The 15,504-nt window shown below is 30.5% G+C and carries 11 protein-coding genes; 7 read left to right on the top strand and 4 right to left on the bottom strand.

Going from position 1 to position 15,504, the window contains the following annotated elements; all coding sequences use genetic code 11:
* Positions 1–10: 10 nt before the first annotated feature.
* The 4 genes from kdpB to TDSAC_RS05060 all read right to left on the bottom strand — a co-directional run bounded on the left by kdpB (position 11) and on the right by TDSAC_RS05060 (position 6,056).
* The gene (gene kdpB / locus TDSAC_RS05075; RefSeq protein WP_108309184.1) at positions 11–2,068 is read right to left on the bottom strand and encodes a potassium-transporting ATPase subunit KdpB; all 2,058 of its coding nucleotides are present in this window, start codon (positions 2,066–2,068) and stop codon (positions 11–13) included.
* On the bottom strand, positions 2,069–3,757 hold the full coding sequence (gene kdpA, locus TDSAC_RS05070) for a potassium-transporting ATPase subunit KdpA (RefSeq protein ID WP_108309183.1): 1,689 nt from the start codon (positions 3,755–3,757) through the stop codon (positions 2,069–2,071).
* A 179-nt stretch (positions 3,758–3,936) separates the two neighbouring features.
* Positions 3,937–5,670 (bottom strand): hypothetical protein, encoded by a 1,734-nt coding sequence (locus TDSAC_RS05065; RefSeq protein WP_108309182.1) that lies wholly within the window; start codon positions 5,668–5,670, stop codon positions 3,937–3,939.
* Complete coding sequence (locus TDSAC_RS05060) at positions 5,670–6,056, bottom strand: carbonic anhydrase (protein ID WP_108309181.1); 387 nt, start codon at positions 6,054–6,056, stop codon at positions 5,670–5,672. The genes TDSAC_RS05065 and TDSAC_RS05060 overlap by 1 nt, the downstream gene beginning before the upstream one ends.
* An 840-nt stretch (positions 6,057–6,896) precedes the next feature.
* On the opposite strand from TDSAC_RS05060, the gene TDSAC_RS05055 reads away from it, so the two are divergent.
* The 7 genes from TDSAC_RS05055 to TDSAC_RS05025 all read left to right on the top strand — a co-directional run bounded on the left by TDSAC_RS05055 (position 6,897) and on the right by TDSAC_RS05025 (position 15,474).
* Positions 6,897–7,847, top strand: a complete 951-nt coding sequence (locus tag TDSAC_RS05055; RefSeq protein ID WP_108309180.1) for a TackOD1 domain-containing metal-binding protein — start codon at positions 6,897–6,899, stop codon at positions 7,845–7,847.
* On the top strand, positions 7,840–9,159 hold the full coding sequence (locus TDSAC_RS05050; RefSeq protein ID WP_108309179.1) for a glycosyltransferase family 2 protein: 1,320 nt from the start codon (positions 7,840–7,842) through the stop codon (positions 9,157–9,159). Before TDSAC_RS05055 ends, TDSAC_RS05050 begins: the two co-directional genes overlap by 8 nt.
* A gap of 110 nt (positions 9,160–9,269) precedes the next feature.
* Complete coding sequence (locus TDSAC_RS05045; RefSeq protein WP_150130300.1) at positions 9,270–9,533, top strand: TolC family protein; 264 nt, start codon at positions 9,270–9,272, stop codon at positions 9,531–9,533.
* 59 nt (positions 9,534–9,592) lie between these two features.
* Positions 9,593–11,434 (top strand): TolC family protein, encoded by a 1,842-nt coding sequence (locus TDSAC_RS05040; protein ID WP_108309177.1) that lies wholly within the window; start codon positions 9,593–9,595, stop codon positions 11,432–11,434.
* The gene (locus TDSAC_RS05035) at positions 11,424–12,428 is read left to right on the top strand and encodes an HlyD family secretion protein (RefSeq protein WP_108309176.1); all 1,005 of its coding nucleotides are present in this window, start codon (positions 11,424–11,426) and stop codon (positions 12,426–12,428) included. The genes TDSAC_RS05040 and TDSAC_RS05035 overlap by 11 nt, the downstream gene beginning before the upstream one ends.
* Positions 12,429–12,593: 165 nt before the next feature.
* Positions 12,594–14,975 (top strand): hypothetical protein, encoded by a 2,382-nt coding sequence (locus TDSAC_RS05030; RefSeq protein WP_199919709.1) that lies wholly within the window; start codon positions 12,594–12,596, stop codon positions 14,973–14,975.
* Between the two features lie 46 nt (positions 14,976–15,021).
* Positions 15,022–15,474, top strand: coding sequence for a GtrA family protein (locus tag TDSAC_RS05025; protein WP_199919708.1), 453 nt, complete (start codon positions 15,022–15,024; stop codon positions 15,472–15,474).
* Positions 15,475–15,504 lie beyond the last annotated feature (30 nt).

Below are 15,504 nucleotides of genomic sequence, written 5' to 3'. Positions count from 1 at the left end.
TTTACCTCACCTAGATAAATATGCTTAAAAACAAGTATATTAACTTTATACCAATAAAGGGAGCAATTATACCGCCGCCGCCATAAATGAGGAGATTGTATGTAAGTAGACTTTCTGCATTCATCGGTTTATACCAAACACCTTTCAATGCTAGAGGTGTAAGAAGTGGTATCACAACTGCATTAAAGATTACTGCTGACAATATAGCCAAAAAAGGATTTGATAATTGCATTATATTTAGAACACTTAATTGTGGGTATATGGATATTACTGCAGCAGGAATTATTACGAAATATTTGGCTATATCGTTTGATATACTAAATGTTGTTAGAGCTCCTCGCGTCATAAGAAGCTGTTTGCCAATGTCAACTATATCCAGAAGTTTTGTAGGGCTGGAATCTAAGTCTATTACATTTGCTGCTTCTCTGGCAGCCTGTGTGCCCGTATTCATAGCTACTGCTACATCTGCCTGAGCTAAAGCTGGAGCATCATTTGTTCCATCTCCTGTCATAGCGACCATCAGACCCTGTTGTTGGTATTCTTTTACTAGTCTGAGCTTGTCCTCAGGTTTTGCCTGAGCTAGAAAGTCATCTACACCTGCCTCTGCCGCTATTGTAGCTGCTGTAAGAGGATTGTCTCCTGTGATCATTACAGTTTTTATCCCCATTTTTCGTAGTTGCATAAATCTTTCTTTTATGCCAGTTTTTAATATATCTTTTAGATTTATAACTCCTACGATATCATTGTCGAAAGTGACCACTAACGGTGTACTACCTAATTTTGAAATTTCCATAACAACTTCTTCCAAATTTTCTGGAATTTTTCCACCATTTTGAGTTATGTACTCACTAATAGCGTCTAAAGAACCTTTACGGTATCTGTGAGAATTGATGTTTGTTCCGCTCATTCTGGTCTTTACACTAAAAGGTATTGTTTCGACATTGGCAGGTAATTCATGGAAACGTAAATTGTATTTTTCTTTAGCTAATACCACTATACTTCTACCTTCTGGCGTTTCGTCTGTTAAAGATGACATCAAAGCTATTTTGGCACACTCTTCTTTAGTGTAATTTCCAACAGGTATAAAATCTGCAGCTTGTCTATTTCCAAGGGTGATAGTACCTGTTTTATCAAGAAGTAATACATTTACATCTCCTGCTGCTTCTACTGCTTTTCCAGAAAGAGCAACAACATTCTTTCTAAAAAGTCTATCCATTCCTGCAATGCCTATTGCTGGGAGGAGCGCAGCAATAGTTGTGGGAGCAAGACATACAAACAAGGCTATAAGCACTACAAGTGAAACGGGAGAACCGTGACCCGAGGAGTTAACGCTATAGATTGACAATGCTCGTAAATTGATTACTACAAAAAAGAATACCACAGTAAGTGCTATTAGTAGAACTTCAAGTGCAACTTCATTTGGCGTTTTACGGCGCTTTGCACTCTCTACCATTGAAATCATCCTATCTAAAAACGTTTCTCCAGGGTTTGAAGTTATTTTTACAATGATACTATTTGAAATAACCTTTGTGCCTCCTGTTACTGCACTTCTATCTCCTCCTGCCTCTCTTACAACTGGTGCGGATTCTCCAGTTACTGCAGATTCGTTTACCAGAGCAGCACCTGAGACAACCTCTCCATCTCCAGGTATCAGATCATCCTGTTCCACAAGAACAAAATCTCCCTTTTTTAGTGAGGTAGATGGTATGAGCTCAAATTTGCTGTCAAATGTAGGTTTATCGATTTTTTTTGCCATTATCTGTGTTTTTGATTTCTTTAAGGATTCGGCTCTTGCTTTACCGCGGCTTTCTGAAAATGCTTCAGCAAAATTTGAAAAAATTACTGTGAACCACAGCCACACTGAAACCCATCCTGTAAACCAAAGAGGGGTTGAACTACCACTTATAATTTCATGAATAAATTCAATAGTAGTTAGTATGCTACCGATTTCAACAGAAAACATAACAGGGTTTGAGATTAAATCTTTTGGATTTAGCTTTTTGAAGGAATTAATAAGAGCTGATTTAAATATTTCAGGGCTGTAAAGATCTGACTTTTTTGCACTCATTTAAAAACCTCTCTGCATAAGAATATTTTCGAGAAATGGTCCTAATGCTAGAGCAGAAAAGAAAGTTAGTGCTCCAATAATGATGATAACTAACATAAGCCATATCATAAAGGGTATACGGTCTGTTGGAAGAGTGCCGACGCTTGGAGGTACATATTTTTTAGCTGAAAGAGATCCTGCCATATAAATAGCAGCTACTGCAGGCACGTAGCGACCAATTAACATAGCTATAGCTGTAGTAATATTATAAAACACAGTATTTGCGTTCAAACCAGCAAAGGCGCTCCCATTATTATTTGCGGTAGATGCATAAGCGTAGAGTATTTCTGACAAGCCATGCGGACCAGGGTTTAATATAGAGCTAACACCTTCTTTTGTAACAAGCGCAATGCTAGTGAATACCAATACAAGTAAGCCTGAAGTTAAAACTATAATTATTGCCATCCACATTTCCTTTACTTCAATTTTTTTTCCCAAAAATTCAGGTGTACGGCCGATCATTAGACCTGCAACGAAAACAGCAATTATCATAAAAGCAAACATTGTATATAATCCAGAACCTACGCCTCCAAATATTGTTTCTCCCGACAACATAAAAATCATAGGGATCATTGAGCCGATAGGTAAAAGAGAATCATGCATCGCATTAACAGCCCCACATGCAACTGCTGTAGTTATTGAAGAAAAAAGTGTAGTTCCTCCAATTCCAAATCTAACTTCCTGTCCCTCTAGATAGTGTCCTGAAACTCCAAGACTACTGACCATAGGATTGGAGGAGATATTTGCCCAATATTGAATACTCATAAATGTTAAGAATAAAAATAGCATTGTTATATAAATTGCCCAACCCTGTCTAGTGTTTTTTTGCATTTTGCCAAAGGTATATGTAAGCGATGCGGGGATGAGAATTATCATAAATGCTTCAAAAAAATTTGTTAAAGGATTAGGATTTTCGAATGGATGCGCTGAGTTTGCGTTGAAAAAACCGCCACCATTTGTACCTAATAGTTTTATCGATTCCTGAGAGGCAACTGGGCCCATTGGTATAGTTTGTGAAGAAATTAGATGAACTGTTTGATAATTTGCAAAGTTTTGAATAACCCCCTGACTTATTAAAAAAATGGCAAAGACTATTGATAATGGCAATAATATGTATAAAGTTGCTCTTGTTGTGTCAACCCAAAAATTTCCAATAGCTTTTGATTGTTTGTTTACAAAACCTCTAATTAACGCTATAAGTATGGCAATGCCTGTTGCAGCGCTAAGAAAATTTTGTACTGTAAGACCAAGCATCTGGGTAAGATAACTAGCAGATGATTCCCCTGCATAAGCTTGCCAGTTTGTATTTGTAATGAAGCTTATGGCAGTGTTTAAAGCAAGGTCGAATGGAAAACCATTAAAGTGTTCGGGATTTAGTGGCAAAAATTGCTGCACTACAAGTATCAGGAAAAGAAATACAAATCCAAGCAAATTGAAGAGTAACATTGACAAAGCATACTCTTTCCAATCCATCTGGTTTTCTGGGTTTATAAAACTTAATCTGTAAACAAGCTGCTCAATTGGAAAAATGATTCGTGAAAGAAAAGTTTGTTTTCCCTCAAAGATATTTGATATATACAAACCAAGTGGTTTTACACATAATGTCAGCAATACAAAGAAAACTGTGAATTGCAAAATATCTAAAAGCAAATTAACCAGCACCTCCTGAAAGGATATAAATTTACTATTACTTAGAATTTAATTATAACCTATTTGAAAAACTGATTAATTAATATTGATTTATATGTTTTTATTATGATTTTGGTCAATCTAAAGGTTGAAGTTATCTTAAATATTAATTTAGATTTTTAGAAATTTAAAAATTAGCTTTAATTTGAAGTTTTTTTGTAGAAAGTTAGACTTTCTGTTTGATAGTAGGCATTTTCATCGTGATTTACTACTATAAGGCTAAATTGATGACTGCCATTAGGAAGGTCTTTAATGCTGACATTAGAGTTAAATCCTGAAAATTTAAACTGTGGGATTTTGAAGAGCTTTACAACGTCTTTTCTTGGAAAGCCATAAGTTAATGGATAAAGTTTGCCATCGATATCAGCGTATAAGAAAGAAGCTGTGTTTAATGCAAATGGATCCAGCGCCCATCCATATAGGTTTATGTTGTCATATCTTTTTACAATCAATTTAAATTGTTTGTTTTCGAAAGGAAAGGGATATTTATAAAAATAAGTAAGCACGAGCAGCGGGGGCGCATTGTACTTTTTTAGCTGTTTTATATTTTTTGCAAGATAAAATTCTCTTTTTGTATTATCATAAACATTTTGTATGGGAGTAAACCATCCATGATTTTTGGCAAACCTTATATTCTCAAATGCCTTGTCCTGATATGGATATGACATAAATGTATTTAACATGTGCTGTTTATCAGATAGTTCTGAATATGCTGTTTGAATCCAGCTAACATATAAAACAATTGAAAGTATGAGACCTGAAAGAGTAATTATTTTTCTAATATTTTCATTTTTAGCGTTTAAGAAAAGTGATATATATGATAAAGAAAATAAGAAAAGCGAGTATATTGTATATCTCGAAAACATTGCACTATCGAATCCAAGAAAAATCCTGTTAAGGCCTACTACTAAAGATGTTAGAAATACGAAACTGATAAGTAATATTAAAGCATAGTTTTCTTTATTTAGTTTTCTGCGCAAGAGCCATAGATAGTTTAATATTAAAAAAATTGCGATAATAAACACTAATGCATAGTTTTTGGCAGCAGAAGCTATAAATATCATCATATAACCTAGTAGAGAAGCAGGATTTTTTAAGCAAAAAATTAAGGTATCCTTTATCGAAGGCGAGATATAGTGAAGAAGAGGGAAATAAATAAAGAAAATAATTAGAGATGCAGTTAAAAATATTGAAAATTTTTTATATTGTTTTGTTAAAAATAGATATAAAAGAACAATAGGGGATATGAATAAACCTCCACCACCAGTAAAGACTGCTATTACAAAAAATACTGTTCCAAGTATAAAGCCATATCCTTCATAGGTAAATGCTGTAATAGAAATGATTGAGAACAGAAGCTCATAATATTGCTGAATAGATGCCATTGGAAAGTTCGACATCAACTCCCATTGTGAAAAGCAAAGCATTGTTATAACTACTGGCAATAACTCTGATGTTTTGAAATTATATTTTTTCTTAAAAAGGATTATTAAAAATAATATTATAAAAAGAAGTCCAAAATTCCCTACAATTGATAGTATTTTGAAGTCTATCTTCCCAATAATATTGAAAAAAAATAGTGTAATAAGTCTATTAAACACAATTCTGTGCTCGTGGAATTGAGAGAAAAGCAAATATAGTCTATATCCCAAATCATTATGGGTATAAAATTTGTTTATAAAGTCTAAGATAGCATCATAATCGTCTGAATATGGCATATTTACAGAAAATTTTATACTGGTATAAAAATAAAAAATAATTGTTGCTGTAATTAATGGTATAGAAGAAGCTGCATAAATTTTATAAATTTTTAAAAGCAGGTTTGATGTTAAATTTTTAATTTTTACACAAGGGTCAAATAAATTAATTTTCATTATGAATTTTTATAAATATCTATTTCCTCTACCTGCCAATTTTCATTTACATATAAGCCCACGATTTCGACATCATACCATTGTTTGACTATATTTATACAATCTTTAATTTGTTTTATTTGGGTGTTTTTATTTTCTGGATTTTTAGCACAGTCATAGTGTCCTACTATTGCAATAAGTTTTGAGCCGTGAATGTTTATAGAAATGTTTAATCTTTCTTTTATAGAATTTATCAAGCAAATATCTGAGTTTTCAGAAATTATTTTGATTGGACCTGCTTCAGTAATCATATCTATATATTTTACGTTGTAGTTTTTCTTTATCCAATTTATAACAGGTTCCTGGGTTCTTCCATCCATGCAATTTATAGCGCTTGCAAAGACCATTAAGTTATCACCTCATTTTTCTTTATTATTTTAACAAGAGAATCTAAAATATTATTTATAGTATTAAATTTCATTATTTTCATTTTTCATCTTTTTGATGTATTTGATAAATTTTTTAATCGTGTAATGGTATATTTTTAAGATTATACTTAAAATTTTTGTAGACAAAATCTAAAACATTAAAAAAGAAAGTTAAGATATTCAGAGGAAATTTACGCAATTAAGTTGAGTTATTATTTAATTTAGATTAAAATTTATCATTATTCAAAATAAGTCAACCGTAATTAATTTTGTCATAAGATGAATTTACAGGAAAAATTAAAATTATTTTTTTTGCCGATAAAATAAAACAGTTATTGGTTATATTTTTAGAGTAGGAAATTCTGAACAAAAAATGTAATTTATTATTTTTATTTTTAGCGGAGGTTAAAAATAGATACAAATAAAGATAAACTAGTAGTATTTAGCAATCAGAAATTAGATAAATCTGATTTTTATGTTGTATTTGCTTCATGGGAGGATTTTTTAGAGTCAGGTATTAAGCCGATAGGTTTTTTTATTTCGAGTGACCTTAATAAGATTTATCTTGATATTGCAAAATTTATTAGATCTTCAAAGTGGTGGTACAAATTTTGTTTTACTGAAGAAGATTTTGACAATCAGCTTCTGGATGGAAAATTAAACATTATTCAAGCTGTAGATAAATGCAAATTAGCAGAAGAGAAAATTAAAACACTAAAATTTACCTTGGATTCACTTGCTCCAGGTGAAAAACTTTTAGTTTACTTGTTTTTACGCGATAATTTTGAAATTCTTCCAGAATTTAAACCTGATTAAACAATGCTTTATACTTATCCAATTATTGAGTGCTTAAGTGAAAATAAAAATGATACAGAATGGTATAAAGAGTTAGTTAGAAGAAATGTTATTAAATTTAATAAACTTATTGATAGAGTTAGACTTTGTAATAATTGTTCCAGTGCTCACATATATTTTGTTGATGTTTGCCCAAATTGTAAAAGTATAGACATAAAACGCTCGCGCTTTCTTCATTGTTTTACATGTGGATATGTTGGCAAGCAAGAAGAATTTAACAAAGGCTATGATTTAATATGCCCAAAGTGTAATACTCATCTAAAACATATTGGAGTAGATTATGATTTGCCTACAGCACAATACGTGTGCAATAACTGTGGTTTTGTTTTTGATGAGCCTGAAACAATTTATCGTTGTATGACTTGTGGTGAACAGGGTAGCCCAGACAAATTAAAAGTCCAGGAATTTTACACTATCAAGATGACTTTATTTGGTTATGAGTGGCTTTTGCTTGAACAAAAGAAAATTGTATTTTCAATCTTAAACGAGAGCTTTAAATATGTTTCTCTTGAATACTTTCAGTTAATATTAGATTGGTTTATAAAGCTTTTTAGAAGAAATAAAAACTTTTCTTTTGGTTTACTATTAATAAAATTTCAGAATATTGAAGAGGTAATTGAGTATTATGGAATTAGTAAATCAATGGAAATTTATAGAGAAATTGCCAATAGAATAAGTGAAATACTTCGTAATACCGATGTTGTATGTAGGGATGAAAATTATAAGCTTTGGATTTTTTTACCTGCAACTTATAAGAAAGGCATCTGCAAAAGAATAGAAGAAGTTGTAAAAAATATTCAGCCTGATAAAGAGGTAAAGATTAGATTTCATAAGAAGATTAAATATTCTTTTGAGTTGTCAGATGAGTCTGACGCTGAGAACTTAATGAACGAGTTAGATACAGATAATGATTGATTCAGTTTATTTAGCTTTCTCAAGTATTATTAATTCTCATAGTTCATTCCTAACCTTTATTCTCATGTTTACGCCATTTGTAGTATTTTTTGAAGGTCCATTACTATTATTTATAATAATTGGTATATTTAAATTTGCAAAGGATTATCTTTTTCAAAGTGATTTATTAACAAAATTACCTCCTGTTAGTTGTTGTATCACCTGCTATTCTGAAGGGATTAGCGTAATCAATACAATCAAATCTTTAACTTTCCAAACATATCCAGGACTTATTGAAATAATAGCTGTGATTGATGGTGCATTACAAAATAAAGATACCTTACAGGCCGCACAAAGTTGTAAAGAACTTGTTGATACAACCGATAATAGAAAATTAATTATAATACCCAAATGGCAACGAGGTGGTAAAATTTCTTCTTTGAATGTGGCACTAAAAATAGCAAGTGGGGAGATCTTTATAGCTCTTGATGGAGATACTTCTTTTGATAACGACATGGTAGTGAAGGCTGTTAATCATTTTAACGATGAAAATGTAATTGCAGTTGCTGGCAATTTGCGCGTAAGAAATGCAAGCAAATCATTAGCCACGAGGCTTCAGGCCTTAGAATATATTTTGAGTATATCTGCTGGCAAAGCAGGTCTGTCTGCTTTTGGTATTGTAAATAATATATCTGGAGCTTTTGGGGTTTTTAGAAAGAAGGTTTTAGACTTAGTGGGTGGCTGGAATACTGGTTCGGCAGAAGATTTGGATTTGACTATCAGGATTAAACAGTATTTTGGAAGAAATAAAAATTGGAGAATTGTGTTTGATCCATATATGGTAGGGCATACAGATGTGCCTGAAACTTTTTTAGGTTATTTTAAACAAAGAATACGTTGGGAAGGGGATCTGTTTTATATTATAGGGCGAAAATATTTGGATAATATAAGACCAGGGTTTCTTAATTGGATTAATTATTTTTCAACGATAATTATTACTTATTTTATGCAAATAATTTTGCCATTTGTAATAATACTTTATACAATTTTTCTGTTTTATACATTTCCTACACCTTATGTCATCGCTTTATTTCTTATTGTTTATATCTTTTATTTGTTAGTTTTATCTATATATTTTTTGTTATATTTTCTTTTGATTTCTGATAGGTTAAAGGAGGATATTGTTTACTTCTTTTATATCCCGTTATTTCCTCTTTTTGCATTTGTGTCGAGAATGAATACTGCTTTGGCTATTTTCCATTCTATTATCAACAAATCACATCTTGATTCAAATATAGCACCCTGGTGGGTGTTAAGAAAGGGGAGGTTTTAATAGTGGCCTTTCGTTGCTTTTTTATTAAGTTAACTACCCTTTTTTTATTTTTTTTGTGTTTTTTTATTTTATCTAATGTTTGCAGAGCTCAAATTATTACGATAGAGCAAATGCAAAATCTAATAGAAGCAAATCCTGATCTTGAAATAGCTAAGAAAGAGTATGATATTGCAAAAATGCAGGTGGAGTTGGATAAAATTGCACTCTATCCTACCTTATTTGGTAGCGTAACTTATAACAACTATTCAAATCCTGTGCAAACTTCTACTTATAATGTTTTTACAACAGGACAAAACGGTGTTACAAATAGTTACACAGAGACACTTACGCCGTTGCAGGAAAGATATAACGAATTTTCTACAAATATAGGTTAAATATACCTTTATTTGGTACAAGACAGTCTCTTAAACAAAATTTAATTTTAAATGAATCTTTGAAAAATCAAAGTGCCACAGAAATTAATTTAAAAAGATGGCAAGCAAGTAAATCCCTGATTTATGCTTATTCAGAATATTATATAAGATTAATTCAATTAGATTTAGCTAATGAATTTTTAAAGGATAAACAATCAACAAAAGATATACTGTTAGAAAGGCAAAAAGTAGGATTAATTTTAGAATCTGACAGATTAGAGCTCAATACCGAATTTGTTGTTGTAAAGCGCAACAAATCTGTTTATTTCAAGCAAGCGCAAGATGCACTTGGTGCCTTAAAGTTAATTACTTCAAATAATTTATATAACTTTCAGCCTGTATATCCAAATTTAAATACGGATTTTATAACGTATCAATTTATCTTAGATTCCATGTATAAGAATCCACAAATTCAATTGTATGCTGAAAAACTTGAAGGTTATAAGAAGGTATTGAGAGAGACTAATTCTATATTTTCTTCTGGGAACCTTAGTGTTTCAAGCGGTGTCCAGAGCGGCTTTCAGGGGAGCGCTGGCTGGAATATAATGGCTTCCTTAACCGTTAGTATGCCATTTTGTGATAAAAAATGGCAGGATGTATCATATTCTAAGAATTTATTAAGAGTGCAAAAGGCTCAATTAGAATTGGATTATCAAGAAAAGGCTTATAAGGATACGGCTAATAGCAGTTATCTTTGGCTTCAGTCAAGATATGAAAACTTAAAAACAGCAAGAGATAGGTTTGATGCTGCTTTGGCAGGTTATAACACCGCTAAATTAAGAAGTTCAATTGATCCTGGAGATTATTTTTATAATGTTATGAAATCAAAATATTATTTATATCAAACTGCCAATGACTATCTTGAGGCTTTACTTGATCTATTTAAAGCAAAGGCAGATATTTTAGGTCTGGTTGGTTTCAGCAATAATATATATAAATGTAGCGATTTTGATAGGAGTAATGAAAATTTGATTTCGAAAATTATTGATGTTTTTGATTCAACTAATACTGCTGATAAAACTTCAATATCTTTTGCCAGTTCTAAAAATGAGAACAAGATTAGTGCAACTAGTACTAAAGTTATTAATGGAAATACAGACAATGAATATTTGAATTGGTATGTCTGGAATGGATTAGAATTGTATAAAACTTTAGGTAAAAATTTCTGGTTACAACTTCCAAAATCAACAAAACGAATATTTTTATCTTTAAATAATACAGAGATTAAGCAAGTGATTTCAAACCAAAGTGATGCAAATATTCTAAATAAATTTATTCAAGAAGCCAATAAAAGACATATAAATGTAGAATTATTACTTGGAGATCCTGATTGGGTGTTGGATAAATATCGAAGTAAATTAATTTACATTATTAATAAATTAAGTAAATTTAATTTTTCTGGAATACAGTTAGACATAGAAAAAAATCAGCTTCCAGAAAAGGATAGGAATTCTTGGAATAAAGGAATAATTAAGACGATTGCTGAAGTTCATGCCTCAACCACATTGCCGATTGGACTTTCTATGAATTACAAAGATGCCGAAGATCATAAGTTATTAGAAAGCCTAAATAAAGCTGGTTTAAACGAAGTTATTCTTATGATATATACCATAAATACAGATAAAATTGTGGAAATTGGAGATAAAATTATGGAAGAAAATCCTAATTTACATTTTAGTGTAGCTATTTCTTGTGAGCCAACGTCTGTTTTACCCGAGGATGAAACTTTTGCAACAATAGGAATTAATAATTCACTTTTAAGATGGGGAGATTTATATAAGACTTTTGAAGAAAAAAGCAATTTTTCAGGGATTACAATTCAATCTCTTGAAGATTTCTGGAGGTTAAAAAATGAAAATTAAATTTAGCAAACCACCTACTTCACCAGATGAATATAATACTTTAAAAGTAAATTATGCCCCTGCAAAAAGACCTATTTCAAAATGGAGGTTTAGAATTGTTCTTATTTTATTTTTGCTTCCGTTTATCGTTTTTGGTGGTTATTTGATATACAAGACTGTTTATAATTTATTCTTCATAAATGCTCCAGGTTATTTAATTTACAATCAGATTACAATTAAGGCGCCATATGATGGGTATATAGAATTTATAAAAAAACCAGGTGAAAAAGTTTCTAAGGGTGAAATTATAGCAAAAATAAACAATCAAGTTCTTGAAAATCAATATAAAGAATTAGCAAGTAATTTGCAACAAGTAAAACCTGTGACACCTTTAAAACCCAGTCCAGAAATGTTGAAAAGTGCAAAAGAACTTTATGAATATCGTTTAAAAACTTACAAAGAGATATTGAGTCTAAGAGAAAAAGGTGCGGCTACAAACGCTGAGGTGTCAAACGCACTTTCTCAACTAAATTCTGCAGAGATATCTTATCTTCAAATTAAATCCAGCTTAGAAAGCAATAATGTTACATATACTCCTCCTATTTCTGATAACGTACGTTTGAATGAGTTAAAATCTATTTTGGAAAGTTTGATTGTAAAGGCTCCTCAATCTGGAACGATCGCACTTGATTTTGTAAAAGAGGGAGAATTAGTAAGTAAAGATAGTGATCTAATTTCTATACAAATTGATAATAATATTCGAATAGAAGCATTTTTGGATCCAGATAAATCAAAATATGTTGTTTTAAATAAAAAAGCCAGGGTTATTTTCCCTGATGGCCAATCTATAGAAGCTAGAATTGTTGGATTAAAAGCTCAAACTCAAAAAATTCCGCCTGTTTTAGTCTCACCTTTTACAAAAGATGGACTTTCTGTAGTTGTTGAGCTAGAGCCACTAACAAACATTCCAGAAAATTTTAGGGTTAATTACCTGCCTGTAAAGGTTGTTTTCTAATTTTTTAGGAAATTTATATATTTTTTTACTTTTATAATTACAATGGAATTTGTTATAATTAGAATTTAATTTTAGAACACAAATGGGGTATGCGAAGTATTTTATTGTATCTAAAATTATTGTAAAAAATCAGTAATTGATAATGAAAGGAATTTTCTATAAGAAATGAGAAAGAAAACTTTTTTAATTATAACTGTATTTATTCTTATTTTAACTACTATTCCTGATCTTGTAAAGGTTTTTGCTCCAACTGGCGATACTCTAGACACATCATGGTGCTGGCTTCTTGGATATGCATTTTCAAATAATTTGCAATGGGGTAAAGAGATAATATTTACCTTTGGACCTCTTGGCTTTTTGGAGAATACTTATTTTTATAGCAATCATTTGTTATGGCTTATAACAGCTATCACAAGTATTTTTGTAAGACTTAGTTTCTGTGCAATATTTATTTATTTTTTGTATTTATATGTTTTTAAGAACAAAGATTCTAATATTCACAATTCAATAGCATCATATATATATATAGTTGCAATTAGCATCATAGTATCATCTTCTATCCCTATCTCAATGCTTCTTTGCCTGATGGCAACTCTGATAATTGCTGATACTTTTAATTGCGATTTTATAAAAAATAATAAGATTGTTTTGATAAGATATGTCTTGTCTGGGGCTTTGTTCGCATTTAGCTCGCTTATCAAATTTAACATTATCCCCTTTTCAATATTATTCTTACTAATATATCCATTTTTAATAGAATATAATTTCAAAAGTAAAAAAAATTTCTTTCAAGGCTTTGTCGGATTATTTTCATTTATCTTAGTTTTTCTACTTATCTATCTACTTATTGGACAAAATTTGTCTAATTTACCTGATCTCTTTATGGGAGTATATGAAATAATAAAAGGATATACTCCAGCAATGTTTTTAAATGGTAGGATTTTACAGACATTTGGTGCGATAACTACACTTTTATATTTTATTTATTTAATTTTAAATTCGTATAAAAATAAGCAAAAAATTCTTTTTTCTCAACTTTTTTTACTTTTATTATTGTTATTTCTTGTTTTTAAAGAAGGTTTTGTTAGACAGGATCCTGGTATAGCTGGCGGACATGCTTTATCCTTTTTTACAGTTTGTATAATTGTAATAGCATTTACCATTCTTCTTTATTCAAGAATGAGGTTGTCAAATAATTTCATAAATTTTATTTTCTTGTTTATATTTTGCTTTAATTTAATTGGTGGTTCAGTAAATATTAACGGTGCCAATAGTACTAAATCCATTATTAATTTTATAAATCTAAGTTTTAACAAACACGAAAGAATCAAACTTCAGCAATCAACAGATAGCGCTATTCGTAACCAATTTAAAATTGATTCAGCGATTCTTCAGACTATTGGAGATAAATCTGTTACAATAATTCCCTGGGATCTTATGATGGCTCAGGGTTATAATTTTAAATTTACCCCACAAATTATCCCACAAGCTTATTCTGCATATACTCCATATCTTGATGAGCAGAATGCAAAGCAAATTTTAAGCGATATAACTTTGCAAAAAATAATTTACACATTTGAGGATATTGATAACAGATATCCCTTATTCTCTGAGCCATATACTTTTATGGCAATATTATCTTGTTATAGAACTGAAATTCAGGGAAATAGGTATAGTCTTCTTACAAGAAGAGATTCATGTCATGATCTAAATTTGACTTCAATATCAAGTATAAAAACTGAATTAAATCAATGGGTTGATTTGCCCTCAAATGCTGATTTTATGGATATTTATATCAATCCGACCTTTATATCTCATATTATAGATATTCTTTACAAACCTCTTAGCCAAATTTACATATCTTTTAAGCTATCAAACAATCAAATAGTTGGTCCATATAGATTTATTCCTACTGTATCTGGGGATCACCTTTTTGTAAAATATTTTATTAGAAACCAAAGCGATTTAAACGACATAATGAATGGGGATGCTTATAACCTCTTGAAAATAAAATCTTTTAAAATTATTACAAAAGGCATAAACTTAGATTATGATAATAGCTATAATGTGATTTTTTATAATTCTGATGCTAAATTTAAAGATATTAGCTTTTTGACTCAAAACACTCATTTATTAAATCAACCAACCTCTTACACAATAGAATCAATCACATTAAATAATACAAAGCCTTTATATAACTTATCACAAAATCCTACACCTCCAACTGATATAAATCTAACAAAAAATGATAAAAATGACATTATCCAAATGTCTGGCTGGGCAGTAGACAGCGTTGCAAAAAATGCTGATAGAGGTGTTATTGCAGTAATAGATAATAAATATTTTTATCCGTTAGGAAGTGGAGTCCAAAGACCTGATGTAAGTAAGGCTTTTAATAATTTAAATTATGAATATTCCGGATTTAGTGGTTCAATACCTTTGAACGAATTAAGTTATGGGAAACACATTTTAACCTTAAGAATAATAAGTTATGATGAAACTGGTTATTATGAATCTAAGCCAATAGAATTAAATATTGAAAAGTAATGTAGAATAATTATGAATTGTTTTTTTAATTTGTGATCACAACCAATTGGAGGTTCATATTAAAGATTTAGAATTGAATGCTGATAAAGTTTTTCTCACGCATAAAGAAAGGGTAATTAGGTTTATCCTGATAGGTTTAATTTCTGCTGCCTTTAACTTTCTTCTAATATATGTCTTCATAGATCTTTTCAGAATGAACTCTACTCTTTTAAAAAATATTTCTAACTTTATTGCCCTCATCTTGAGCATATTGTTTGCATTCTTTTTACACAGGGCCTGGACATGGAGAGACTGCGTTTTTGAAAAAGGATACAAGCTTTTAAAACAACTAATTCTTTTCTATTCTTCCAACACGCTTGCAATTGTCATCAGAACTGTTTCTTTTGCCTTCTTTGATTACTTTTTCAAATTAAACTATATATTAAACGTTGCAATTGGAATAGGAATAGCTTCACTGTTAAATTATGTAGTGTATGACAGGGCAATTTTTAAAAGATAAATCTGTTTTAAATAATTAATCTTAATAATT

This window comes from Thermodesulfobium acidiphilum (genome assembly GCF_003057965.1).
Taxonomy (GTDB): Bacteria; Thermodesulfobiota; Thermodesulfobiia; order Thermodesulfobiales; family Thermodesulfobiaceae; genus Thermodesulfobium; species Thermodesulfobium acidiphilum.
This window is presented reverse-complemented; position numbering and strand designations above follow the sequence as displayed.